This is a genomic window from Nocardia sp. NPDC004654 (genome assembly GCF_040609595.1).
Lineage (GTDB): Bacteria > Actinomycetota > Actinomycetes > Mycobacteriales > Mycobacteriaceae > Nocardia.
The window spans coordinates 432,192-455,861 of the sequence record NZ_JBEXKI010000003.1 but is presented as its reverse complement, the minus strand read 5'-3'; the positions used below and the strand labels follow the sequence as shown (position 1 = coordinate 455,861).

Below are 23,670 nucleotides of genomic sequence, written 5' to 3'. Positions count from 1 at the left end.
CGGAACCCCAAGACCGTCAGCCGAATCGAAGGACCACCATGTCAGAGGACATTCTCGAGCGTCGTAAGCAGTTGCTGCAGCGCCGATTGCGCGAAAACGCCGTCAAGGCCGACGCGCCCGCCCCGGTGCGTACCCGCGTCAGCGGCGAGCCGAGTCCGCTGTCGGACGCCCAGCGCCGCATGTGGTTCGTGCAGCGCCTCGAACCGGCCGACACCACGCTGAACGTCTGCGTCGCCTACCGGCTGACCGGAGCGCTGGACGCCGAGCGGTTGCGCGCGGCCTGCGCCACCGTCCTGGCCCGCCACGAGGTGCTGCGCACCACCTACGGCGTCGACGCGGACGGTGAGCCGTTCCAGGTGTCCCGCGATGACGTCGAATTGCCCTGGCAGGAACACGATCTGAGCGCGCTGCCGGAGGCGAGCCGGAACCTGCGGGTCGAGGTGCTGGCGCGCCGCGAGTTCGCGCGCCCCTTCGACCTGACCACCGACCTGCCGCTGCGCGCGACCCTGGCGCGCACCGCGGCCGACGAGCACGTGCTGATCCTCGTCGTGCACCACGTCGGCTGGGACGACGACTCGTGGCCGGTGTTCTTCGCCGAGGTCAACGCCGCCTACCGCGGCGCGGACCTGCCCGAACCGCGCGCCCAGTACATCGATGTCGAGGTCGGCGCGGACGGTGGCTCGGATGCCGATCTGGCCTGGTGGCGCGAGACGTTGACGCCGTTGCCCGAGCGCCTCGAACTGCCGAGCAAAGCGGCGGTGGCCACCCCGTCCAAGAACGCCGACAAGCGCACGAGGCCCCTCGCGCCGGAACTGATGGCGCGAGTCGTCGAGCTCGCGCGCGAGCACTCGGCCACGCCGTTCACGGTGCTGCTCGCCGCGTTCGAGGCGCTGGTCAACCGGTACACCGCCGCGACCGATTTCCTCGTCTCGGTGCCCGTCGTCAACCGGCGCGCGGGCGCGGAAAGCCTCATCGGCTACTTCGGCAACGCCGTGCTGGTCCGCGCGGACCTGGACAGCTCCGCCGATTTCGCCACGCTGCTGGAGCAGACCCGCGCCGCGTGCGTCGGCGCGTTCGGCCACCAGGGCGTGGGCATCGACCGCGTGGTCCGCGAGGTCGGCCCGGAGCGCGTCGCGGGTCGCGACGCCATGGCGCAGCTGGTGCAGCTCAGCTTCAGCGTGCGCGGCGAGGCCAACGGCTTCGACCTGGCTGGTGTCGAATCCGCCGAACTGCCGCTGGGCAGCGGGGTGGCCCAGGAGGAACTGGGCCTGATGGTGGTGCTCGACAGCGCGGGCGCGCGGGTCGAGGCGACCTATCTGGTCGACGTGCTGGACGAGCACCTGGTCGCCCAATTCCTCGACCACTACGTGCAATTGCTCGACAGCGCGCTGCGGGATCCCCGGCTTCGCCTGCGCGACATCGACATTCTCGGCGACGCCGACCGCGCCGAGCTGCTGGCCGCCTCGCACGGCCCGCTCGTCGAGACGCCCGTGACCACCCTGGTCGCCGTGCTCGAAGAGCGCGTCGCCGCGGCGCCACACCATGTCGCGGTGGTCTCCGACGACGTCGAGCTGACCTTCGACGCGCTGAACCGGCGCGCGAACCGGTTGGCGCACTGGATGATCGGCTTCGGTGTCGGCGCGGAGGACATCGTCGCGCTGCGCATGGCGACCTCCGTCGAGTTCATCGTCGCGTCCATCGCGGTGCTCAAGGCGGGTGCGGCCTACCTGCCGATCGACCCTGCCTACCCGGCCGACCGCATCGAGTACCTGCTCTCGGACGCCGAGCCCGAGCTCGTGCTCGACGCCGACGCACTCGCCGACGCCGAAGGCAAGGCCGCCGACCGTTCCGAGGCCGACCCGTCCGACAGCGATCGCCGATCGCCGCTGCGCCCGTCGAACACCGCCTACGTCATCTACACCTCGGGCTCCACCGGCAAGCCCAAGGGCGTTCCGGTGCCGCACGACGCCATCGCCGAGCACCTGGCCTGCTTCAACGCCGAATGGGACCTGACGCCGCAGGACCGGGTGTTGCAGTCCACCTCGGTGAGCTTCGACGCCTCGCTGATGGACATCTTCGTCACGCTCGCGGCGGGCGCGCGGGTCGTGGTGCCCAAGCCGAACGCCTACCGCGACATTCCGTACGTCGCGGATCTGGTTACCCGCCATGGCATCTCGGTGCTGCACATGGTGCCCTCGATGCTGGCCACCTTCCTGGTGCTGCCGGAGGTCAACGACTGGCGCACGCTGCGCCACGTGCCCGTCGGCGGCGAGGCGCTGCCGGGCGAGGTCGCCGACCGGTTCGCCACCCAGTTCGACGCGGAACTGCGCAACCACTACGGCCCCACCGAGGCCGTGGTCTGCTCGACCCACATGCCGGTCGACGGACCGCAGGGCACCGGCATCGTGCCGATCGGCGTACCGAACCAGAACGTCTACCTCTACCTGCTGGACGAGGCGCTGCAACTGGTGCCCGACGGCGTCGTCGGCGAGATCTACCTCGGCGGCCGCCAGCTGGCCCGCGGCTACCTGCATCGGCCCGGCCTGAGCGCCGAGCGTTTCGTCGCCGACCCGTTCCTGCCCGGCGAAAGGCTCTACCGCACCGGTGATCTCGCGCGACGCAACGCGCACGGCGAGATCGAGTTCGTCGGCCGCGCGGACGAGCAGGTCAAGGTGCGCGGGCATCGCATCGAGCTCGGCGAGGTCGAAGCCACCGTCACCGATCACCCCGGTGTCGCGCACTGCGTCGTGATCGTCACCGAGCACGAGTCGCTCGGCCCGATCCTGGCCGGATACGTGGTGCCCCAGCCGGGCGTCGAACTCGACCTGGACGTCGTGCGGGCGTTCGTCGGCGCGCGCCTGCCGGAGTACATGGTGCCCGCGGCGCTCACCGTCATCGACGAGGTGCCGCTGACCGCGCACGGCAAGCTGGACAAGCGCGCCCTGCCGACCCCCGAGCTCGCGGGGGCGCGTAGCTACCGGGAACCGAAGACGCCCACCGAGATTCGCGTCGCCGCGTTGTACGCCACCCTGTTCGACCAGGACCGCATCGGCGCCGACGACTCGTTCTTCGAACTCGGCGGCCATTCGCTGCTGGCCGCCCGCCTGATCACCATGATCCGCGCCGAGTTCGGCATCGAGATCGACATGCGCGTGCCGTTCGACAAGCCGACCGTCGCGGGGCTCGCGGCTCACCTGGTCGCCTCGTTCCTCGACGAATTCGGTATCGACCTGGACGAACTCGGCGAGACCGAGGCATCGGACGCCGATCAGGCCGTCGCCGAGGCGCGCGGTTCGCGGCCCGAACTGGTGCGCAGGGAGCGGCCCGAGCACATCCCGCTGTCGTACTCGCAGCGCGCGTACTGGTTGCAGCGGCGCATGGAGGGCTCGATCGACGGCGAGAACGTCACCTACCCGATTCGGTTCGACGGACCGATCGATCGCGCCGCGCTGTTCGCCGCGATCGATGACGTGGTGGCCAGGCACGAATCGCTGCGCACCACGTTCCCCGAGCACGAGGGCACGCCGTACCAGCTCGTGCATCCCATCGCGCACGTCGAGGTCCCGGTCCTCGACCTGAACGGTGACGAGGCGAAGCTCGACGAGGAACTCACGACCGACGCCGATTACGTGTTCGACCTGCAGGCCGAGCCGCTGCTGCGCCTGCGGCTGCTCGTGCTGGACGAGCGGACCACCGTGCTGTCGATCCTGATGCACCACATCATCGCCGACCGCAGGTCCTGCCAGATCTTCGTCGACGATCTCACCGCCGCCTACCGGGCTCGCGTGCGCGGAGCCGCCCCTGAGTGGTCCGAATTGCCCATCCAGTTCGCCGATTTCGCCATGTGGCAGCGCGAGATGTTCGATCGCGGTGCGGATCGCGAGGTCAGCGCCGCGGGTCAGGCACAGCTGGACTACTGGCGCGAGGCGTTGGCCGGGCTGCCGGACGAGATCGCCGTCGGACACGACCGCCCGCGTCCGCAAGTGCTGGGCCGCAATGGCATCGGCACCGCGCGCACGGTGCCCGCCGCGATCTGGGAGAAGGCCAGGGCCAGGGCCGAGGAGGCCGGGGCCACCGAGTTCATGCTGTGCCAGGCCGTCAGCGCGGTGGTGTTGAACGCGCTCGGCGCGGGCGACGATCTGGCCATCGGCGCCGCGGTCGCCAACCGCATCGGCGAGGCGACCGACGACCTGATCGGCCTGTTCGCCAATGTCGTCGTGCTGCGCAACGACGTCTCGGGCGATCCGACCCCGCGGGTCGTGCTGGACCGGGTACGCGATTCGGCGCTGGACGCGATCAGCAAGCAGGGTGTGCCCTTCGAGCGGCTGGTGGAGACCATCAACCCGGCGCGCTCGCTGGCCCGCAACCCGCTGTTCCAGGTGATGATGCACTTCCGGCACCGGCAGGCGCCCGTCGCGTTCAGCGAGGACGGGGCGACGACGCTGAAGGGCATCGCCAAGTTCTACGACGTGTCGTTCATGGACTTCCATTTCGACTACACCGTGGACATCACCGGCGACCTGATCGCGCGCGTCGTGGTCAACCCCGACCTGTACGAGGCCGCGACCGGCGAGGTCTTCGCCGACGTGCTTGCCAAGGTGTTCGAGGCCTTCGCCGAGCAGCCGGACCGGGCGCTCACCGAACTGGACGTGCTGCCCGCCGAATGGGACACGGCCCGTTCGGTGGTGCACATGACGCCCGCGTCCGCGCGGTCCACCGGCGGCGAAAGCGAAGCGCCGCAGACCGATACCGAGCGCACCCTGATCGCCATCCTGGAGGAACTGCTGGAGATCACCGACGTCGGACGCGACGACGGCTTCTTCGGGCTCGGTGGTGACAGCGTCATCGCCATCCAGTGGGCGGCCCGGGCGGGCGAGGCGGGTCTGCCGCTGACTCCGCAGCTGGTGTTCGAGTACTTCACCATCGCCGAACTGGCCGCCGCCGTGGACGAGGCCGCCGCCAACCCGCCCGCCGAGAGCGAGGACGAGCACCGGCACGAGGCGATGTCGGTGTCGGGCCTCGATCAGAACGCCCTCGCGGCGCTCCAGAGCTCCTGGGCGGCGCAGAACTGACGCGCACCGGTCGGCCGGTCTCCGATCGGCCGACCGGATGCCCGCTGTGGCCGGTTGGCGCGCCTCCGACCAGGCGGTACGGTCGGTGGCGATGACCTCGACCTCCACCTCGATCCTCGTTCCGATTCTCGTGGTCACGACCGCGATCATCGGCGCACGGTGGATTCTGCTCCGCGACAACATGATCGACCGGTTGCTCAACCGTGCGCTGGCCTGGAGCGTCAGCGGGGTGTTCGCGTACGGCGGTGCGGTATGGCTGGGATTCGCCGAACTCGCGCCACTGGCGTTCATCACCAGCGGATTGCTCGCCATGGCCAACGTCTACGCGCTGGCTCGGCTGCTCGACAGCGGCGACACCGAGAACGCACCGCGCAGACTGCGGACCTACCATGCGGTCGCCGTAGCGGCATCGGGCGTCGCGATCGTCGCGGAGTCGCCGATCGGCAGCGCGCTCTCCATCGATCGGATAGTCGATTGGTCCGCGGTGCTCTGGGTGGGCTCCGACGTCATGATCGCGGTGTCGGTGGTGTTGATCGCCAGGGCGTGTGTGCGCGAGCTGCGGGGCTTCGTCGGCACCGTGCGGGAAAGACTGACCTACACAAGTCTGCTGCTGCTCGCTTGCACCTCCGGGGTGCTGACCGTCGTCGCGGTGGTCGACATCGTGGCGGGCAGACCGCCCGCCGAACCGCGCGCGGCGGGTGGCGTCGCCGCGTTCGTCAGTCTGCTGCTCTATGCCGTGCTCCTGGCCGTCCCGCTGGTCAACGTGGTCCTCGAGCGACTGGGATTGGACAGGGCCGGTCGCGACTGCCGTCGGTTGCGTCCGATGTGGCTCGACGTCACGACCGCGGTACCGGGAGTGGTTCTGGATCAGGCACTGCCGCAGGCGGACTCGCTCGCGCGGCGTTACCGCATGATGGTCGAGATCTCGGACGCGCTGCTGCACCTCAGAAAACTGGATACGGAATCGTCCCGCGTCCTGGACGGGGCGCTCGCCCGAAACACGCCCGCGATGGCGCGGACAACCTTGCCCGACATCGGCGACGGACCCGGCGAAGGGCAGCGTGCCGTGGAACTCCAGATGCTGCTCGAGCTGGCCTGCGAATGGCCCGCCCTTCGCGCGGACGTCGTCCGGCCGTCAGCGTGATGAGCGGGCATCGGATCGACAGAGGCGCGTTCACGGTGCCGGGTAGGTGTTCGGCGTGAGCGGCGCGGCGCCGATGTGGTTGATGGTGCCGGTGTTCCTGATGCAGGCATCCGTCACCCTCGGCCGCTGGCTGCTGGTGAATGACACGCGCGCCGACCGGCTCATCAACCGGGCGTTGACTTTCAGCGCGGTGTGCGTGCTCTCGGCGCTCGTGGACACCGATCTCGGTGCCGACGGTTGGTCGAGCAAGGTCTTCCTCGTCTGCGGTGCGCTGGCGTTGGCCAGCGTGTACGGGCTGGCCGAGCTGTTCGACGGCGCCGACCCGGCGCTGGTCCGTCGCAGGCAGTGGGCCTACGACGTGCTCGCGGTGAGCGGTGCGGTGTCGCTGCTGCTCGGTGACGGTCTGGCCGCGCCGGCGACGTGGTGGCGCACCGCCCTTTGGGTCGCGATCTTCCAACTGCCGATGGCCGCGGCCGGGGTGCGCACCGTGCGGGCGTGTCTGCGCGAAATGCCGCGCACCCGTTCGCGGCTGGAGCGGATCGCGTACTCGGCGCTGCTGGCTACCGCCGCCTATTGGTGCGCCGCAGCGCTTTTCGCCTCCGCGACGTCGGTACTCGACGGCGTCGCCTATCCGACGCAGTGGACCGTGGCCTCGTGCCTGGTCTACCTATTCGTCGCCATCCTCTCGGCCATTCCGCTGGCCCGAGCATTCGGTGCGCGCAGCGGACTCGATCGCACCGGGCGGGAGCTACGCACCTTGCAGCCGCTCTGGCGGGATCTCACGGCCGCTGTTCCGGAAGTCGTGCTGCGTCCCGCGGCGGGACGGATTACCGAACCGGACTCGCGGCTCTACCGCATGGTGGTCGAGACCAGGGATGCGCTACAGCACCTGCGGATGTACATGCCGCGGGACGGCTCTGGTGAGCCTGGTATCGCGGCCTACGCGCGCCGGATCTCGCAAGCCGTCGACGCCAAGGCGGCCGGAGCCGCGCCGTCCGTGGAAGGGGCGGCGCGGGAGATTCCTTACGCGGGACAGGATTTGGACGCCGAACTCGGCTACCTGCTCGAGCTGGCCAGGGCCTGGCCGGGCGTGCTCAGCGAGCCTTCGCGGGCGAACCGACGATGACGCTGCCGACGTTGCACTCCTCCAGCTCGTTCACGCCCGCGGCGGAGACGAACGCGGCCGTGTCGCTGAAGCCCTGCGCGCACGCGCCGAGACCCATCGCGGTGGCCGCGAGGTACACCGTCTGCATGAGCACGCCGACGTGCTTGAGGATGCTCGCGTAGGCGACCTGCTCGTAGGTCCACATGACCCGCCCGGAGCGCGCGGCCATCGCCAGCACCAGCTGCGGTTCGCCGCCGTCGACCAGGGTGGCCGAGGTGGAGCGGATCAGCTTCTGCACGGCGGGCGAGTCGACGGGAGCGACGGGACGCAGCACGTGGTCGAACGAATCGTAGTGGTACATCCCGGGTTCCAGGCCCGCGACGTTGCGCACGATCGGGTACAGCTCCAGCTCGTAGACACTGCCGCCCGACGGATACGGGCGCGAGGTGAGCTCCTCGCCCTCGGCGACCTGCCGGACCGAACGGGTGCGCGCGGTGCGGTAGAGCAGCTCGGCGAGCTGGTCGATCGTCATCGGCGCGGCGTCGTCGAAATCGCGGCAGGAGACCCGGTCTTCGAGCACGTCGGTGAGACTGGGGTCGGCGATGCGCAGCTTGTCCAGGTCCGGCTTCGCCAGCGGGACCGGGGTGCCCGGGTAGTTCGGCTTGCGCGCGGGCGGCTGCGGGAAGGACGGCTTGCCCCACTTGGTCGGGCCGAAGTGCTCCCAGGTGATGGTGCGCGGGCCGAGCGTGCTGCGGCGGTGGAACCACAGGTCCGGCGCGCTCCAGCTGCGGGTGGTGAACTCGCGCTCCTCGGCCGCCGGATCGGCCACCAGGAAACCGCACCAGTGCAGGTCGTCGGCGAGCTGAGACTTGATCGCGATGGGCAGCGTGGAATCGGCCGCGCCGGGCCCGTCCAGCAGGGCGAGCAGGCGCGGGTCGTGGATGCGCAGATCACACCAGGCCAGCGGATGCTCCAGCACGAAGCCCTGCGAGTCGCGGTGCAGCACAGCGAATTTCGACAGCGTCGCCGACCAGGGCAGCGCCGCCTTCGGCCGAGCGGGCGGGTTGGCGAACGGCCGGATCGTGTAGAGATCCCGGCCGCCGTCGCGCACGGTGACCGACAGCCAGCCGCCGTCGGTCAGCCGCTCGACAAGCTCGCCGACGTCGGCCCCGCCGCCGGTGCCCGCCATCTCACCGAGTGTCGACGGGCCCTGGTTCAGCGTCTTCAGTGCCTGCACCTGGGCCGCGCCGAGGTTGGTGAGCTTCTGGTTGTTGGGCGGGTTCAGCAGCACCGCACCCGTCGGCACGGTCACGCAGGTGACGCCGTCGCGCAGGGCGAACCGGGTCTGGTCGGGATAGATGACGGCGGACACCGGAAAACTCCTCTTACTTCTCGCGTTTTCGCTTACTTCGCGGCGTTGGCCAGCGCGGGCGACAGCTTGTCCAGGATGAACGGGATGGACAGCACGGTCGGTTGGTTCACCGCGGTGATCTCCTGCGTGGTGAGGAAGACGACGGAGTCCTTCTTCACCGCGGGCAGCTCCGCGTAACCGGGCAGCTGGCGCCACTTCTCGTCCATACCGGCCGAGTAGCCCGCGAGCAGCAGGTCGGCGGTGAGCTCGTTGATGCGCTCCGGAGACAGCGCGACGCGGCCCTGGTTGGCGGGCAGGTCGGCGAGGTTCTTCGGGACGCCGAGGCCGAGCTGGGCGAACACCTTGGCCGAACCGTCGTTCGGGTCGTTGAGCACCATCAGCTGGGTCATGCTGGCCAGCCAGGTGCTCGCGAAGGTCTTGCCCTTCAGGCCCGGGTTGGCGGTGGTGATGCCCGCGATCTTGTCGTCGACGCCCGCGATGAGCTTGGTGGCTTCGTCCTGCTTGTGCAGCACCTTGCCGAGCGTGGTCACCAGATCCTGCCAGGGCGTGATGATTTCCTTGCTCAGGCCGGGCAGGGTCGGGGCGACCTTGGAGAACTCGTCGTAGTTCTTCTGATCGGCGATGAAGGAGTCGGCCAGGATCAGGTCCGGTTCCAGCGCGGCGACCTGTTCGGCCAGGTTGCCGGTGGTGCTCAGCGGCTTCGCGGACTCGCCCATCTTCGGCTGCCACGGCGGCGCGCCCTTGCCGAGCACGGCGACGTTGTCGATGTAGGCGGCGGGCGTCACGCCGAGCGCGATACTGGTGTCGAGCCACTGGTTGCCGAGCACGACGATCTTCTCCGGAACCCCGGTGATGGTGGTCTCGCCCCTGACGTGGCTGACGGTGATCGACTCGCCGTCACCACCCGCCGCGTCGCCCGACGATCCACACGCGGTGACGCCGAGGGCCATGGCGCCGGCCAACACGGCCACCGCCGCCCGCGCCCACCCACGGGACGCCCGAACAGACCTCATCGTTGAACCCTCCTTCACCGAGGAACTCCTCGACCGGCCCTCCCGAGCCACCAGAACAAGTCAGCCAAGCCTAACCTATCCATATCTCGCCTACGCCCCAGGTTGGATAGCGATATGCCGACGCTTCGGCTCAGTACGCTGCTGCCATGACCATGGAGCCGCCGGAGCGGCTGCCACACGAGATGACCGAAGAGCAGTACCGTCGGCTGCCGGAGAACATCGCCCGCGCTGGATCTGGTGGTTTCACTCGACACCAAGTACGAGATCGAAGAGGTACGCGAATTCCGTCTCGACGCGCACGCCGGGGAGTACCGGTTGCACCGGCTGCACCGGGAAGGATTCCTCGAGCTGGAGCACGTCGTCGTCGGTGAAATCGGCTTCGCCGACCTGGTTCGCTAGGAGACAGACCGGCCGGGTCGCTCCATGCTGCTGGCGGCGTAGGGTGCTGGCGTGAGTACTGTGCCGCTCGCGGTCGTGGTGGCGGTGTCCGTGTTCCTCGCCGCGATCGTCGGGGGGCGTTGGTTCCTGGTGAACGAGTTGCTGATCGATCGGCTGATCAACGCGACGTTGAGCTGGGATCTGGCGGCGATCGTGCTGTACGAGATCGCGAGCGTGCTCGGCATGCGCGATCTGGGGGAGCGGTTGTTCCTCGGAATCGGCGCCATGACGCTGGCCTACGCGTACGGGTTCGCCAGGCTGCTCGACGGTATGGACTCCGCGACGCTGCGATACCGGCAGCGGCAGTACAACAGGGTCGGTGTCTCGACGGGAGCGGTCATCCTGTTGGGTCCGGCACTGGTCGATCTGCTCGGCTGGCCGCTGGGCAGCCCTGCCGCCCAGAACCGGGTGATCTGGACGGCGGGCAGTTTCGTCGCCATCAGTTGCGGAGCGCTGATCGCCAGGGCGTGCGTACGGGAACTGCGCACACCCGATCCGACCGCGCGGGAGCGTTGGGCGTACTTCGCTCTGCTCGCCTTCGGGCTGTACTGCTGCTTCGCCTCGGGCGTCGGGGCGCTCCGCATCATCGCGGGCATGCGGACCATCGAACCCGGCTTGCCGTGGGCGGTAGCAACTTTCGTGATGCTTGCGGTGGTGACGGCGTTGATCGCGATCCCACTGCTCAGCGCCGTGCTGGTGCGCAGCGGGCTCGATCGCGACGGCCGCGCGTGCAGGCGGTTGCGTCCGCTGTGGTGCGATCTCACCGCGGCCGTCCCGGAAATCGTGTTGCTGCCGGACGATTCGCATCGCGGCGAGCCGATGTCGCGGCTGTATCGGATGACGGTCGAGATCCAGGACGCGCTGATGCACCTGCGCCCGTACGAGCCCGCGCCGTCGGACGAGCCGGGCACGGACGCCTACGCCAGGCGAATCGCGCACGCCGTTCGGGCGAGGACTTCCGGCGTGCCGCCGCGCGCACGCGACGGCACGCACACCGGCACCGCCCAAGCACTCGGGACCGACTACCGCGCAACGGGCCTGCCCGAACTGCTCCGGCTCGCGAAGGCGTGGCCGAAAGAGGGAGTTCGGGTCACGGGGTGACCTGTTCCTGGCGAGTTTCGGCGCGCAGGCCGATGGACACGATGTCCGACGGTTGGTCGAGTTCGATGCGGTGCCAACGGTTTCGCGGAACGACGAAGGCGGTGCCCGCGGAGAGCGGGATCATGGTTTCGGGATCGCCAGGCCGCTCGGGGCGCAGGTAGAGGCGGAATCCGCCGGAGAGGCAGCAGACGGCCTCCGCGCTGGACGGGTGGATTTCCCAGTGGTCGGCGTGGACGTCGGCGTCGGTCTCCACGTGGAAGGCCGCCAGCTGCCAGCCGCCGGAGTCGTCGGCCATGCGGCGAGGGCCCGTGCCGACGCTGCCATCGGGGCGGAATTGGAGGGCGCGGGTGAACAGGTCGATCGTTGTCACAGAGATTCCTTTCATCGGTTCACCTCGGAAAGCTCTTCCGAGAGTGCGGTTTCCAGTGGATTCGCAGATCGGTGGGCCGCGGGTAGCGCAAAGGCCGCGACGACCGCCGCCGCGACGAAGAGCAGGGCGGCCACGGCCAGCCCGAGCGCGTACCCGTCGTTGAGGCCGACCGGGTCCATCCGTTCGCCGGTCCGGGTGGCGGCGAGGGTGGCCAGCGCGGCGACACCGATGCTGCCGCCGAGCTGCCGCGCGCTGTTGAACACGCCGGACGCCATCCCCGCCTCGGCCCGCGCGACGCCCATCGTCGCGGCCGCGGCCACTGGCGCCAGGCACAACCCGAGCCCGAACCCGCCGATCAGCGACGGACCGAGCACATCGGCGAGGAAGCCGCCGTCCGGACTGATCAGCGCGAACCACCCGATGCCGACCGCCGCGATCGCGCCGCCCGCGATCAGCGCGCCGCGCGGCGACCGACGCGCACCGAGCTTGGTGGCCACCACGGTGCCCGCGACGACCGCGAGCGAGAACGGCACGAATGCCGCGCCCGCCGCACCCGCGCTCATCCCGAGCACCTGCTGGAGATACAGCGACGTGAGGTAGAAGGCCGCGAATTGCCCTGCGCTGGCCAGGAATACGAACAGATTGGCACCGCTGACCCAGCGGTTGGCGAACAACCCGATGCGCAGCAGCGGGTCCGCCGCTCGCGTTTCCCGGCCGACGAACGCGGCTAGCGCCACCGCCGCGGCCGCCAGTGTCACGCCGGTGGTCGCCGAGAGCCAGCCGTGGCGTTCGGTACCGATCACGCCGAGCACCAGCAGACCGACACCGCCGGTGGCCAGCACCGCACCGACCATGTCCAGCCGCTTCGCCGCACCGCTGGCCGCGTCGGCCGCGACGCCCGCCAGCACCGCGCCCACGGCGATGACCACGATCGGCACGTTGATCAACATCACCCAGCGCCAGCTCAGGTATTCGGTGAGCAGCCCGCCGACCAGCACGCCCATCGCGCCGCCCGCCGCGTTCACCGCGCCCCACACGCCGAGCGCCCGAACCCTGGCGGGCCCTTCGGCGAAGGTGGTGGTGAGAGTCGCGAGTGCGGCGGGTGCGACGGCGGCGGCCGCGACGCCCTGAATCGCGCGGGCCGCGACCAATTCCCACGGAGCCTGCGCGAAACCACCTGCCAGCGAGGCGATCCCGAAGACGACGAGCCCGCCGAGAAAGAGCCTGCGCCGCCCGAACACATCGGCGGCCTTGCCGCCCAGTAGCAGGAAACCGCCGAAGGTCAGCGCGTAGACGTGCACCACCCACGCCAGATCGAGCGGCGCGAACCCGAGATCGGCCCGGATCGCGGGCAGCGCCACATTCACCACCGCCATGTCCAACGCGACCATGAACTGCGCGACGGCGACCGCCGTCAACGCCACGTTCGGTCGCTGATTCGAGTTTTTATACACGTATAAAAACTAACCGCGCAGCGCATCGCTGTCCATACCTTCGTCACGTCCTGAGCGAACGGCGCACCGCGCCGACGCCTTCGGCGCACGGCTTATCCCGGGCCCGCGTTCTGCCGCCGTGGGCGAAGATGGACGCATGCCCCCTTCGTCTTCGCAGCGCGAACCGTCCGGAGCGCGCGCCGCAGCACGACGCGAGCCGTCCGGTGCGCGTGCGCAGGCGGCCGGAGTCGAGCGGTTGGGCGAACCTGCCCAGGCGGCCGCCATCGAGCCCTCCGGTGAGCGCGCGCAGGCGACCGGCGGCGAGCAGTCGGGCAAGCGGGTGGAAGCAACCGCCATCGAGCCGTCGGGTGAGCGTGCGCAGACGGCCGCCGCCGAGGACTTGGGTGAGCGTGCGCGGTCGACCGGCAACGAGCGGTCGGGCACGCGGACGCGGTCTGGTGAGCGGACATCCTCGGATCGCCGCACCGGCCGACCCGCGCGCATCTCCCGCGCGGAGATCGTCGCCGCCGCGCACAAGGTGCTCGACGCGGAGGGCGTCGAGAAGCTGACGATGCGCAGGCTCGCCACCGAACTCGGCTGCACGCCGATGGCGCTCTACCACCACGTGCGCGACAAGGACGACCTGCTGCGCATGCTGCTGAACGACTACGCCGACCAGGTCACCTGGCCGGACCTCCCCGACGATCCGAAACAGCGAATCCTGCTCGCCGCCACCGCGATGCACGACGTGCTCGCCGCGCGGCCGTGGATCGTCGAGGTGCTCACCGGCGGCGATCTGTTCGGTCTGTCGGCGCTGTGGGTCAGCGAGAACATCATCGACGCCGCCGTCGACGCGGGCCTGTCCCTCGACCGCGCGGCGCACGCCTACCGCGCCATCTGGCACTACACCGCGGGCGAAATCCTCATCCGTGGCAACGCCGTTCGGCGCGCGGCCGACGAGCGGCCCACCTTCCGCGACCAGGTCTTCGCCGACCTCGACCCCGAAACACTGCCGCGCTTGGCCGAACTCGGCCCACGGTGGGCCGCCCTCAGCGCCACCGACACCTACGCCGACGGCCTGCGCGCCCTCGTCGACGGCTTACTCGCGCCACGATCGGACCCGCGCTGAAGCCGTCGACGGCAAACCTCCGGCCGAATGCCGTTGCGTCCTAGAGGCTGACCCGCTGGTCCGGCGGCAGGAACAGCTCGTCGCCTTCCTTCACCTCGAAGGTGGTGTAGAACTCCGCGATGTTGCGCACCACCTGGTTGCAGCGGAATTCGTTGGGGGCGTGCGTGTCCTGAAGACGGGAGATGGCGGCCTCCTCGGTCTGCTTCTCCCGCCAGGTGCGCGCGTGCGAGAAGAACATCTCGCGGTAGTCGGGCGCGACGCCCTCACGTTCCGCGGCGATCCGGTAGGCGGCCAGTGCGATCTGCAGGCCGCGCAGGTCGGCCAGGTTCTCGCCGACCGTCAGCTTGCCGTCCACCTTGTATTTGGGGTCCATACCCTCGGGCACCAGACCGTCGTACTGCGCGATGGCCTGATCGGTCTTGGTCTTGAACGCGGCCAGATCCTCCGGGGTCCACCAGTCGCGGCGGTTGCCGTCGCCGTCGTACTTGGCGCCCTGATCGTCGAAGCCGTGCCCGATCTCGTGGCCGATGGTGGCGCCGACCGCGCCGTAGTTCACCGCGGTGGTCGCATCCTTGTCGAAGTTCGGCGGCTGCAAATACGCGGCGGGAAAGGCGATCTCGTTGTTGGTGGGGGAGTAGTAGGCGTTCACCGTCTGCGGCGACATCGCCCACTCGGCCTTGTCGACCGGGGTGCCGAGGCGCTCGAAGGCACGCTTCGACTCGAAGACGTTGACCGCGCGCAGCGATTCGATCAGCTTGCCCCTGGTGATCTTCAGCTCCGAATAGTCGACCCACTTGTCCGGATAGCCGATCTTGACCGTGATCTTGGCGAGCTTGGCCAGCGCGGCCTCCCGGGTGGGCTGCGACATCCAGGCCGAATTGGTGAAGTCGTTCCGGTAGGCGGCCATCAGGTCGTCGACCATCTCCTGCGCGCGCCGCTTCGCCTCCGGCGGGAAGTGCTCGTCCACGTACAGCTTGCCGAGCTGCTCGCCGAGATAGTCGTCGACCACGCCCACCGCCGACTTCCACAACTCCGGCCGCTCCTCCAGCCCGCCGAGCACCTTCCCGACGAAGTCGAACCGCGCGTCGGCGATGGCCTTGGGCAGGAAGCGCGCGTAGGCGTGGGTGACGTGCACGCGCAGGTACTCCCGCCACTGCGCGATATCCACCTCGGCCCACAGCTGCCCGGCCGCGGTGACGAACGACGGCTGGCCGACAACGATCTTCTCGAACAGCGATCGAGGCCGGTCGGTGTTGCCCGTCATCCACTGGTCCCAGTCGAATTGCGGTGCTAGAGCGGTCATTTCGTTCCAGCTCAGCAGGTTGTAGGTGGCGTCGGTGTCGCGCGCGCGCACGCGGTCCCAGTGGGCCGCCGCGATCCTGGTCTCCAGGTCGAGCATTCGCTGGGCCAGCCCCGCCGGATCAGGGAACCCAGCGCCCTCGGCCATCTTCTCCAGGTAGAGCTTGTAGCCCGCGATCCTGGCGGCGAACTCGGGCTTGCGGTATTCCTGTTCGCCGAGCGTCAGGCCGGACTGCCATATGGTGGCGATGTAGGCGTTGGAATTCTTGCGATCGGTGCCGATGTTGATACCGATCAGGCCGCCGATCGGCAGCTCGGCCATCACCTTGGCCAGCTCGGACTTGGTCGCCGCGCCGTCGATCTTCGCGAAGAGGTCCGCCAGCGGGCTCATGCCGAGCCGCTCGATCTGCTCCAGGTCGAGCCGGGCGTCGTACAGATCCCGGATCTGCTGCGCCTCGGAACCGGGCTCCGGGTTCTCGATGCGCTCGATGATGGCGCGCAGCTGTTCGGTGGTGCGGTCGACCGCCTCGCTGATCGCACCGACCTCGGACTTGTCCGGCGGTAGCTGGTAGTCGCGCAGCCACGCGCCGTTGACGTGCCGGTACAGGTCGTCCTGCGGCCGGATCAGCGGGTCGGCGCCGCCCATATCGACACCGGTCAGCTGTACGGTGTTCGCGTTGCCGTCGTTCGAACAGGACGCCAGCAGCGCCGCGGCGGGAGCGGCGACGCCGAGCGCGACCAGGAAGGCGCGACGGTCCAGCTGGACCCGACGACCGGTTGATGTCACGTGAATCCTCTCCCCGATGCGGTCCACGCCCGCACGTTGTGATCGATGGCGACGTTCGTTCGGCCGAGGCTACCGGCGCGGCGGGTCGCGGGCACGGATTCCTCGCCGAGCGGCCCCGATTTGGGAACGACCTGGGGATTCCCCTACACTAGACCGGTTGCCTGCGGGAGCTGTGCCCGCATCCTGGCCGCGAACCCCCAGTGGTCGGCTCTCGAGTTCTTGCTCGGACCGTACGAATCCGCTGGTAGGCGCGCGTTCGGGTGGTGACACGACCATGCCCGTCGGGTCGGCAATCCGGCGTGCGTATACGTCCAGGTCAAGGAGGCTGAAGTGATTCAGCAGGAGTCGCGACTGCGCGTCGCCGACAACACGGGTGCGAAGGAAATCCTCTGCATCCGCGTTCTCGGTGGTTCGTCGCGTCGCTATGCCGGTATCGGCGACATCATCGTCGCCACCGTGAAGGACGCCATCCCCGGCGGCAACGTCAAGCGTGGTGACGTGGTGAAGGCCGTCGTCGTGCGCACCGTCAAGGAGCGTCGTCGTCCGGACGGTTCCTACATCAAGTTCGACGAGAACGCCGCCGTGCTCATCAAGGCGGACAACGATCCGCGCGGCACCCGCATCTTCGGCCCGGTCGGCCGCGAGCTGCGCGACAAGAAGTTCATGAAGATCGTCTCGCTGGCTCCGGAGGTGCTCTGACATGAAGGTGCACAAGGGCGACACCGTGCTCGTCGTCTCGGGTAAGGACAAGGGCGCCAAGGGCAAGGTCATCCAGGCCTACCCGGCGACCAACAAGGTCCTCGTCGAGGGCGTGAACCGGATCAAGAAGCACGTCGCGAACTCCGCCACCCAGCGCGGCGCCTCCTCGGGCGGCATCGTGACCCAGGAAGCTCCCATCCACGTGTCGAACGTGATGGTCGTCGACTCCGACGGCAAGCCGACCCGCATCGGCTACCGGACCGACGAGAACGGCAAGCGGGTCCGGATCTCCCGTAAGAACGGGAAGGACATCTGACATGACCACCTCTGAGAAGACCCAGCCGCGCCTGAAGCAGCGCTACCGCGCCGAGATCAAGGACGCGCTGAACAGCGAGTTCAACTACGCCAACGTGATGCAGATCCCGGGCGTGGTCAAGGTCGTCGTGAACATGGGCGTCGGCGACGCCGCCCGCGACGCCAAGCTGATCAACGGCGCCGTCGAGGACCTGGCCCTGATCACCGGTCAGAAGCCGCAGATCCGCAAGGCGACCAAGTCCATCGCGCAGTTCAAGCTGCGTGAGGGCATGCCGATCGGCGCGAAGGTCACCCTGCGCGGCGACCGCATGTGGGAGTTCCTGGACCGCCTGGTCTCCATCGCGCTGCCCCGTATCCGCGACTTCCGCGGCCTGTCGCCGAAGCAGTTCGACGGCAACGGCAACTACACGTTCGGTCTGAGCGAGCAGTCGATGTTCCACGAGATCGACGTGGACAAGATCGACCGCCCGCGCGGTATGGACATCACCGTGGTCACCACGGCGACCAACAACGAAGAAGGCCGTGCCCTGCTGAAGCACCTCGGCTTCCCGTTCAAGGAGAACTGAGCCATGGCTAAGAAAGCACTGGTCAACAAGGCCAACGCCAAGCCGAAGTTCGCGGTGCGCGCCTACACCCGCTGCCAGCGTTGCGGCCGCCCGCACGCCGTCTACCGCAAGTTCGGCCTGTGCCGCGTGTGCCTGCGCGAAATGGCGCACCGCGGCGAGCTGCCGGGCGTGCACAAGAGCTCCTGGTGAGCCCGCGCTCCTCGTGAGCGCGCACGCATAACGCAACAAGGGCACGGACTCCCAGCGAGTCCGTGCCCTTGTGCGTTCGGAGACGCGGCGAAGCGATAGCTACCGCGCTCCTTACTGATGCCGTCGGTCGCCGCCTCCTGGTAGTGAGCTCGCGGTCTGGGGCTTCGTTACCCGGGCAGTGCGTTCGTGGCGATCCTGGGCGCGGGTGCCGCGCCCGCGATGGCGGCCCCGGCTCCGGTGGCGCCGCAGGCCGCACCCGTCGCCGATTCCGGTTCCTCGGGCACCGGCTCCGCGGCCCTCGACCTTCCGCTGGGTCTGCTCGAGCTGTTGATGTGTGGTCCGTGGGGCAGTACGCAGCAGCACCCGAACCCGGCTTGCCGCTGAGCGTCGGCCACGTGAGGCGAAAGCGCCAGCCGGACAACGGCACGCGAACCTCGGATTTCAGCCGCCCGATGCCCCGCCGCCCGACTCGCTAGGAGGCGGTCGCTGCGGCGAGCCCGGGGGACGGACTCTGAACTTTCGCCCACGGCGAGGGCGCGGGCTTGGAGGCTTTGAGCTGGCGCGAGGCGATAGGCGCAGCTTGAAGCGGGCTCTGATGCTGAAACTCGGTCTGCTCTAGCGGTAGCCGCAGGTGATCGCGAGCGGGGCGGTCCGATTGCGCCCTGGCCGGTGCTGTGACGGGTCTCCGACCCCGATTTTGTCCTGGTCAGCCCATTGCCTACACTAGAGCGGTTGCCTGGGCACCCCCATGTCCGCATGTGTACCGATCCGGGCGATACGTACCCCGCCGGTCGGCAGTTGCCGACCGGACCAGCCGAATTGTTGTAGGCCCACCATCGGCGCGCTCTCGAGTGCGCGGGTGCTGTATGGGAACCGCAGCGAGAAAGGTGTCGAGGTCGAACTATGACCATGACTGATCCGATCGCAGACTTCCTGACCCGTCTGCGCAACGCCAACTCGGCGTACCACGATCAGGTGAAGGCTCCGCACTCGAAGCTCAAGGCGAACATCGCCGAGATCCTCAAGCGCGAGGGTTACATCGCCGACTACCGGACCGAGGACGCGCAGGTGGGCAAGACGCTCATCGTCGTGCTCAAGTACGGCCCGAGCCGTGAGCGCAGCCTCGCCGGCGTGCGCCGCGTCTCCAAGCCCGGTCTGCGTGTGTACGCGAAATCCACCAACCTGCCCAAGGTCCTGGGCGGCCTCGGCGTGGCGATCATCTCCACGTCGCAGGGTCTGCTGACCGACAAGCAGGCGGCACAGAGCGGCGTGGGCGGCGAAGTCCTCGCTTACGTCTGGTAAGGGAGGTCAGGACAATGTCGCGCATTGGTAAGAAGCCCATCGCAATCCCGTCCGGTGTCGAGGTGAACATCGACGGCCAGAACGTGTCGGTGAAGGGTCCCAAGGGCACCCTGTCGCACGTGGTCGCCGAGCCGATCACCGTCGCCCGCGGCGAAGACGGCCAGCTCGAGGTCGTCCGCCCGAACGACGAGCGCCGCAACCGCTCGCTGCACGGCCTGACCCGTACGCTGATCTCGAACATGATCGAGGGCGTGACCAAGGGCTACGAGAAGAAGATGGAAATCTTCGGCGTCGGTTACCGCGTGCAGGCCAAGGGCTCGAACCTCGAGTTCGCGCTCGGCTACAGCCACCCGGTGCCCGTCGAGGCTCCCGAGGGCATCACCTTCGCGGTGGAATCGCCCACCAAGTTCTCCGTGTCCGGAATCGACAAGCAGAAGGTCGGCCAGATTTCGGCGGTCATCCACGGCCTGCGCAAGCCCGACCCGTACAAGGGCAAGGGCATCCGCTACGCAGGCGAGGTCGTTCGCCGCAAGGTCGGAAAGACGGGTAAGTGATCATGGCGCAAACCGAAAACCAGAAGGCCAAGCGCATCCCGCTGGGCAAGGACTCCTCGACCCAGCGTCGTCTGTCGAAGACGCGTCGTCACTTCCGCCTGCGCAAGAAGGTCGCCGGTACCACCGAGCGTCCGCGCCTGGTGGTCAACCGCTCCTCGCGCCACCTGCACGCGCAGCTCATCGACGACTCGCTCGGCAAGACCATCGCCGCCGCGTCCTCGATCGAGGCCGACGTACGCGCGGTGGAGGGCGACAAGACCGCCAAGGGCAAGAAGGTCGGCGAGCTGATCGCCGCCCGTGCCAAGGCTGCCGGTGTCGAGGCCGTCGTGTTCGACCGTGGCGGCCACGACTACCACGGCCGCATCGCCGCTCTGGCCGATGCCGCTCGCGAAGGCGGGTTGAAGTTCTGATGATGAAGATTGCGAACGGAAGGAACGTCTGATGCCGGGACGTCAGCGGCGTGACGGCGGAAACGGACCCGCCGGACAGAATGGCAGCAACCCCGAGGGCGGCCGCGGCGATCGTCGCGGTGGCGATCGTCGCGGTGGCGGCGACCGTCGGGACAACGCGGCCGAGAAGAACCAGCTCGAGCGCGTCGTCGCGATCAACCGCGTCTCCAAGGTCGTGAAGGGTGGTCGTCGCTTCAGCTTCACCGCCCTCGTGATCGTCGGTGACGGCAACGGTCTGGTCGGCGTCGGCTACGGCAAGGCCAAGGAAGTTCCCGCGGCCATCCAGAAGGGTGTCGAGGAGGCTCGCAAGGGCTTCTTCCGCGTCCCGATGATCGGCTCGACCATCACCCACCCGGTTCAGGGTGAGGCGGCGGCCGGCGTGGTCATGCTGCGCCCGGCTTCCCCCGGTACCGGTGTGATCGCCGGCGGCGCGGCTCGTGCCGTGCTGGAATGCGCTGGCATTCACGACATTCTGGCCAAGTCGCTCGGTAGCGACAACGCGATCAACGTCGTGCACGCGACGGTTGCCGCGCTCAAGCAGCTGCAGCGTCCGGAAGAGGTCGCGGCCCGTCGTGGCCTGCCCCTCGAGGACGTCGCTCCGGCGGGCATGCTGCGTGCGCGTGCGGGACAGGGAGCCTGACAATGGCAGATCTCAAGGTGACCCAGATCAAGAGTTCGATCGGCGCCAAGCAGAATCAGCGCGACAGCCTGCGGACCCTCGGTCTGCGTGGCATTCGCAAGTCCGTCGTGCGTGAGGACAACGCCCAGAACCGCGGGCTGATCAACGTCGTGCGCCACCTCGTGACAGTTGAGGAGGTCTGACATGACCATCAAGTTGCACCACCTGCGTCCGGCTCCCGGCGCCAAGACCGAGAAGACCCGTGTGGGTCGCGGTGAGGGCTCCAAGGGCAAGACCGCGGGCCGTGGTACCAAGGGCACCAAGGCTCGCAAGAACGTCCCCGCCGCCTTCGAGGGTGGGCAGATGCCGCTGCACATGCGGCTGCCCAAGCTCAAGGGCTTCACGAACCGGTTCCGTACCGAGTACCAGGTCGTGAACGTCGGCAAGATCGCCGAGCTGTTCCCGCAGGGCGGGGAGATCGGCAAGGCCGAGCTGGTCGCCGCGGGCGCTGTCCGCAAGAACCAGCTGGTCAAGGTTCTCGGCGATGGCGAGATCGGCGTCGCGGTCCAGGTGACCGTCGACAAGGTGACCGGCGCCGCCAAGGAGAAGATCACCGCCGCCGGTGGCACTGTCACCGAGCTGGGCTGACGGTACTCTGACAAGCAGTGGCACCGGACGAGTGACGAGCTCGTCCGGTGCCACTGTTAGAGTTCAATTGTTGTCTGCCAAGCCACGTCATGGTTTTCGGCGTCCCCCTGTCCGCCAGGGAATCGGGCAAAGCTGAAACAGCCATGTCATGACCATGTCGTTCGCGCCAGGAGGATCTGTGCTTTCCGCCTTCGTATCGGCCTTCCGGACTCCGGACTTACGGCGGAAGATTCTCTTCACGCTGGGGTTGGTCGCGCTGTACCGTGCCGGTGCCGCGTTGCCGTCGCCCGGCGTGGACTACAAGGCCGTCCAGGAATGTGTCGACCTGGTCTCCGGCGGTGAGAACGCAGGCATCTACCAGCTCATCAATCTCTTCTCCGGTGGTGCGCTGCTGCAGTTGTCGGTCTTCGCGATCGGCATCATGCCGTACATCACCGCCAGCATCATCATCCAGCTGCTCACCGTCGTCATCCCGCGGTTCGAAGAACTGCGCAAGGAAGGCCAAGCCGGCCAGACGAAGATGACGCAGTACACGCGGTACCTGTCGATCGCGTTGGCCATCCTGCAGGCGACCGGTCTGGTCGCGCTCGCGGCGCGTGGTCAGCTGCTCCAGGGCTGCCAGCAGGACATCCTCGCCGACACCAGCATCTTCGGCATGATCATCATCGTGCTCGTGATGACCGCCGGTGCGGCGCTCGTCATGTGGTTCGGTGAGCAGATCACCGAGCGCGGCGTCGGCAACGGTATGTCCCTGCTGATCTTCGCGGGCATCGCCGCGCGCATCCCCACCGAGGGCAAGGCCATCCTGGACAGCCGTGGCGGTCTGGTCTTCGGCCTGGTGTGCGCCGCCGCCTTCGCCATCATCGTCGCGGTGATCTTCGTCGAGCAGGGCCAGCGCCGCATTCCGGTGCAGTACGCCAAGCGCGTGGTCGGCCGCAAGATGTACGGCGGCTCCTCGACCTACCTGCCGCTGAAGGTCAACCAGGCCGGTGTCATCCCGGTGATCTTCGCGTCGTCGCTGCTGTATCTGCCCAACCTGATCGCGCAGCTGACCTCGTCGCAGAACAACCCTGACCCCAGTTGGTGGCAGGAGATCATTCAGAAGTACCTGGTGAACCCGAGCAATCCGGTGTACATCGCCATCTACTTCGGCCTGATCGTGTTCTTCACCTACTTCTATGTCGCGATCACCTTCAACCCGGAGGAACGCGCCGACGAGATGAAGAAGTTCGGTGGCTTCATCCCGGGGTATCGTCCCGGTAAGCCGACGGCCGACTATCTGAACTTCGTCCTGAGCCGCATCACCCTGCCCGGCTCCATCTACCTCGGTCTGGTGGCAGTCCTGCCGAACCTCTTCCTCGATATCGGCAACACCGGTGGCGTCCAGAACCTCCCGTTCGGCGGTACCGCGGTGCTGATCATGGTGAGCGTCGGCCTGGACACCGTGAAGCAGATCGAAAGCCAGCTGATGAATCGAAATTACGAAGGGTTCCTCAAGTGAGAGTTGTACTGCTCGGTCCGCCGGGTGCCGGCAAAGGCACTCAGGCCGTCCTGCTGTCGGAGAAGCTGGGCGTCCCGCACATCTCCACCGGGGATCTCTTCCGCGCGAACATCGGCCAGCAGACCCCGCTGGGTCGCGAGGCACAGAAGTACATGGACGCGGGCGATCTGGTGCCCAGCGACGTGACCAACCGCATGGTCGAGCAGCGGGTCAACGAACCCGACGCCGCGAACGGCTTCGTGCTCGACGGCTACCCGCGGACCATCGATCAGGCCGAGGCCTTGGAGAAGATCCTCGGCGACATGGACAAGAAGCTGGACGCCGTCCTGTGCTTCGTCGTGGCCGAGGACACCGTGGTCGAGCGGATGCTCGCGCGTGGTCGTGCCGACGACAACGAGGACGTGATCCGCAACCGGCTCCGGGTGTACCGCGAGGAGACCGAGCCGCTGCTGCAGCACTACGACGGTCTGGTCGTCACGGTCGACGGCGTCGGCGAGGTGGACGAGGTCAACGCCCGCGCGCTGCGCGCACTGGGACACTGATGTCCCTGTCTCGGGAGCGCTGA

At 68.3% G+C, this 23,670-nt stretch carries 24 protein-coding genes; 19 read left to right on the top strand and 5 right to left on the bottom strand.

Features of this window, described 5'->3' with window-relative positions:
- The first annotated feature begins 38 nt into the window (after positions 1-38).
- From ABZV58_RS12040 to ABZV58_RS12030, 3 genes are all read left to right on the top strand, one after another.
- Positions 39-5,072, top strand: coding sequence for an amino acid adenylation domain-containing protein (locus ABZV58_RS12040; protein WP_355000158.1), 5,034 nt, complete (start codon positions 39-41; stop codon positions 5,070-5,072).
- 91 nt (positions 5,073-5,163) lie between these two features.
- Positions 5,164-6,216 carry a DUF6545 domain-containing protein gene (locus ABZV58_RS12035; protein WP_355000157.1) on the top strand — a complete coding sequence of 351 codons (1,053 nt, stop codon included), beginning with the start codon at positions 5,164-5,166 and terminating at the stop codon, positions 6,214-6,216.
- 55 nt (positions 6,217-6,271) lie between these two features.
- Positions 6,272-7,342 carry an MAB_1171c family putative transporter gene (locus ABZV58_RS12030; protein WP_355000156.1) on the top strand — a complete coding sequence of 357 codons (1,071 nt, stop codon included), beginning with the start codon at positions 6,272-6,274 and terminating at the stop codon, positions 7,340-7,342.
- On the opposite strand, the gene ABZV58_RS12025 is transcribed toward ABZV58_RS12030, so the two are convergent.
- Together ABZV58_RS12025 and ABZV58_RS12020 are read right to left on the bottom strand one after the other, a co-directional pair.
- Entirely contained in the window at positions 7,311-8,693 is a 1,383-nt protein-coding gene (locus tag ABZV58_RS12025; protein WP_355000155.1) for a SagB family peptide dehydrogenase, read from the bottom strand. The two genes, ABZV58_RS12030 and ABZV58_RS12025, sit on opposite strands and share 32 nt — an antisense overlap.
- Positions 8,694-8,725: 32 nt before the next feature.
- Entirely contained in the window at positions 8,726-9,706 is a 981-nt protein-coding gene (locus ABZV58_RS12020; RefSeq protein WP_355000154.1) for an ABC transporter substrate-binding protein, read from the bottom strand.
- A gap of 237 nt (positions 9,707-9,943) precedes the next feature.
- On the opposite strand from ABZV58_RS12020, the gene ABZV58_RS12015 reads away from it, so the two are divergent.
- Positions 9,944-10,105 carry a hypothetical protein gene (locus ABZV58_RS12015; RefSeq protein ID WP_355000153.1) on the top strand — a complete coding sequence of 54 codons (162 nt, stop codon included), beginning with the start codon at positions 9,944-9,946 and terminating at the stop codon, positions 10,103-10,105.
- Positions 10,106-10,156: 51 nt separating this feature from the next.
- Positions 10,157-11,245 carry a DUF6545 domain-containing protein gene (locus ABZV58_RS12010; protein WP_355000152.1) on the top strand — a complete coding sequence of 363 codons (1,089 nt, stop codon included), beginning with the start codon at positions 10,157-10,159 and terminating at the stop codon, positions 11,243-11,245.
- Here the strand turns inward: ABZV58_RS12010 and ABZV58_RS12005 are convergent.
- On the bottom strand, positions 11,235-11,615 hold the full coding sequence (locus tag ABZV58_RS12005; RefSeq protein WP_355000151.1) for a cupin domain-containing protein: 381 nt from the start codon (positions 11,613-11,615) through the stop codon (positions 11,235-11,237). The two genes, ABZV58_RS12010 and ABZV58_RS12005, sit on opposite strands and share 11 nt — an antisense overlap.
- A gap of 11 nt (positions 11,616-11,626) precedes the next feature.
- A complete protein-coding gene (locus ABZV58_RS12000; RefSeq protein ID WP_355000150.1) occupies positions 11,627-13,069 on the bottom strand; it encodes an MFS transporter in 1,443 nt (480 codons plus the stop codon).
- 136 nt (positions 13,070-13,205) lie between these two features.
- Between ABZV58_RS12000 and ABZV58_RS11995 the strand changes: the two genes are divergently transcribed.
- Complete coding sequence (locus ABZV58_RS11995; protein ID WP_355000149.1) at positions 13,206-14,177, top strand: TetR/AcrR family transcriptional regulator C-terminal domain-containing protein; 972 nt, start codon at positions 13,206-13,208, stop codon at positions 14,175-14,177.
- Positions 14,178-14,217: 40 nt separating this feature from the next.
- On the opposite strand, the gene ABZV58_RS11990 is transcribed toward ABZV58_RS11995, so the two are convergent.
- A complete protein-coding gene (locus ABZV58_RS11990) occupies positions 14,218-16,263 on the bottom strand; it encodes a M13 family metallopeptidase (RefSeq protein ID WP_355000148.1) in 2,046 nt (681 codons plus the stop codon).
- Between the two features lie 330 nt (positions 16,264-16,593).
- Here ABZV58_RS11990 and rplN point away from each other — a divergent pair, with 330 nt between their 5' ends.
- From rplN to ABZV58_RS11925, 13 genes are all read left to right on the top strand, one after another.
- Positions 16,594-16,962, top strand: a complete 369-nt coding sequence (gene rplN / locus ABZV58_RS11985) for a 50S ribosomal protein L14 (protein ID WP_014981702.1) — start codon at positions 16,594-16,596, stop codon at positions 16,960-16,962.
- A 1-nt stretch (position 16,963) separates the two neighbouring features.
- Positions 16,964-17,278 (top strand): 50S ribosomal protein L24, encoded by a 315-nt coding sequence (gene rplX / locus ABZV58_RS11980; RefSeq protein ID WP_067785240.1) that lies wholly within the window; start codon positions 16,964-16,966, stop codon positions 17,276-17,278.
- 1 nt (position 17,279) lies between these two features.
- A complete protein-coding gene (gene rplE, locus ABZV58_RS11975; protein ID WP_067785237.1) occupies positions 17,280-17,843 on the top strand; it encodes a 50S ribosomal protein L5 in 564 nt (187 codons plus the stop codon).
- A gap of 3 nt (positions 17,844-17,846) precedes the next feature.
- Positions 17,847-18,032 carry a type Z 30S ribosomal protein S14 gene (locus ABZV58_RS11970; RefSeq protein ID WP_014981705.1) on the top strand — a complete coding sequence of 62 codons (186 nt, stop codon included), beginning with the start codon at positions 17,847-17,849 and terminating at the stop codon, positions 18,030-18,032.
- Between the two features lie 186 nt (positions 18,033-18,218).
- Positions 18,219-18,416 (top strand): hypothetical protein, encoded by a 198-nt coding sequence (locus tag ABZV58_RS11965; RefSeq protein WP_355000147.1) that lies wholly within the window; start codon positions 18,219-18,221, stop codon positions 18,414-18,416.
- A gap of 519 nt (positions 18,417-18,935) precedes the next feature.
- The gene (rpsH, locus tag ABZV58_RS11960; RefSeq protein ID WP_355000146.1) at positions 18,936-19,334 is read left to right on the top strand and encodes a 30S ribosomal protein S8; all 399 of its coding nucleotides are present in this window, start codon (positions 18,936-18,938) and stop codon (positions 19,332-19,334) included.
- A 14-nt stretch (positions 19,335-19,348) separates the two neighbouring features.
- Positions 19,349-19,888, top strand: coding sequence for a 50S ribosomal protein L6 (gene rplF, locus ABZV58_RS11955; protein WP_141807368.1), 540 nt, complete (start codon positions 19,349-19,351; stop codon positions 19,886-19,888).
- Positions 19,889-19,890: 2 nt separating this feature from the next.
- Positions 19,891-20,298 (top strand): 50S ribosomal protein L18, encoded by a 408-nt coding sequence (gene rplR, locus ABZV58_RS11950; RefSeq protein WP_355000145.1) that lies wholly within the window; start codon positions 19,891-19,893, stop codon positions 20,296-20,298.
- A gap of 31 nt (positions 20,299-20,329) precedes the next feature.
- Complete coding sequence (gene rpsE / locus ABZV58_RS11945; protein WP_067785204.1) at positions 20,330-20,977, top strand: 30S ribosomal protein S5; 648 nt, start codon at positions 20,330-20,332, stop codon at positions 20,975-20,977.
- Between the two features lie 2 nt (positions 20,978-20,979).
- Positions 20,980-21,159 (top strand): 50S ribosomal protein L30, encoded by a 180-nt coding sequence (gene rpmD / locus ABZV58_RS11940; RefSeq protein ID WP_014349110.1) that lies wholly within the window; start codon positions 20,980-20,982, stop codon positions 21,157-21,159.
- 1 nt (position 21,160) lies between these two features.
- Positions 21,161-21,604 (top strand): 50S ribosomal protein L15, encoded by a 444-nt coding sequence (gene rplO / locus ABZV58_RS11935; protein ID WP_067833562.1) that lies wholly within the window; start codon positions 21,161-21,163, stop codon positions 21,602-21,604.
- Positions 21,605-21,782: 178 nt separating this feature from the next.
- Positions 21,783-23,105 carry a preprotein translocase subunit SecY gene (secY, locus tag ABZV58_RS11930; RefSeq protein ID WP_355000144.1) on the top strand — a complete coding sequence of 441 codons (1,323 nt, stop codon included), beginning with the start codon at positions 21,783-21,785 and terminating at the stop codon, positions 23,103-23,105.
- Positions 23,102-23,647 (top strand): adenylate kinase, encoded by a 546-nt coding sequence (locus ABZV58_RS11925; RefSeq protein WP_097246897.1) that lies wholly within the window; start codon positions 23,102-23,104, stop codon positions 23,645-23,647. The genes secY and ABZV58_RS11925 overlap by 4 nt, the downstream gene beginning before the upstream one ends.
- The last annotated feature ends 23 nt before the right edge of the window (positions 23,648-23,670 follow it).

Excerpts from the sequence above, each read along its gene's own strand:
- ABZV58_RS12040 (WP_355000158.1), top strand. The coding sequence starts at position 39 with ATGTCAGAGGACATTCTCGAGCGTCGTAAGCAGTTGCTGCAGCGCCGA.
- ABZV58_RS12035 (WP_355000157.1), top strand. The coding sequence starts at position 5,164 with ATGACCTCGACCTCCACCTCGATCCTCGTTCCGATTCTCGTGGTCACG.
- ABZV58_RS12020 (WP_355000154.1), bottom strand. The coding sequence starts at position 9,706 with ATGAGGTCTGTTCGGGCGTCCCGTGGGTGGGCGCGGGCGGCGGTGGCC.
- ABZV58_RS11995 (WP_355000149.1), top strand. The coding sequence starts at position 13,206 with ATGCCCCCTTCGTCTTCGCAGCGCGAACCGTCCGGAGCGCGCGCCGCA.
- rplX (WP_067785240.1), top strand. The coding sequence starts at position 16,964 with ATGAAGGTGCACAAGGGCGACACCGTGCTCGTCGTCTCGGGTAAGGAC.
- rplE (WP_067785237.1), top strand. The coding sequence starts at position 17,280 with ATGACCACCTCTGAGAAGACCCAGCCGCGCCTGAAGCAGCGCTACCGC.
- ABZV58_RS11970 (WP_014981705.1), top strand. The coding sequence starts at position 17,847 with ATGGCTAAGAAAGCACTGGTCAACAAGGCCAACGCCAAGCCGAAGTTC.
- rpsH (WP_355000146.1), top strand. The coding sequence starts at position 18,936 with ATGACCATGACTGATCCGATCGCAGACTTCCTGACCCGTCTGCGCAAC.
- rplF (WP_141807368.1), top strand. The coding sequence starts at position 19,349 with ATGTCGCGCATTGGTAAGAAGCCCATCGCAATCCCGTCCGGTGTCGAG.
- rplR (WP_355000145.1), top strand. The coding sequence starts at position 19,891 with ATGGCGCAAACCGAAAACCAGAAGGCCAAGCGCATCCCGCTGGGCAAG.
- rpsE (WP_067785204.1), top strand. The coding sequence starts at position 20,330 with ATGCCGGGACGTCAGCGGCGTGACGGCGGAAACGGACCCGCCGGACAG.
- rpmD (WP_014349110.1), top strand. The coding sequence starts at position 20,980 with ATGGCAGATCTCAAGGTGACCCAGATCAAGAGTTCGATCGGCGCCAAG.
- rplO (WP_067833562.1), top strand. The coding sequence starts at position 21,161 with ATGACCATCAAGTTGCACCACCTGCGTCCGGCTCCCGGCGCCAAGACC.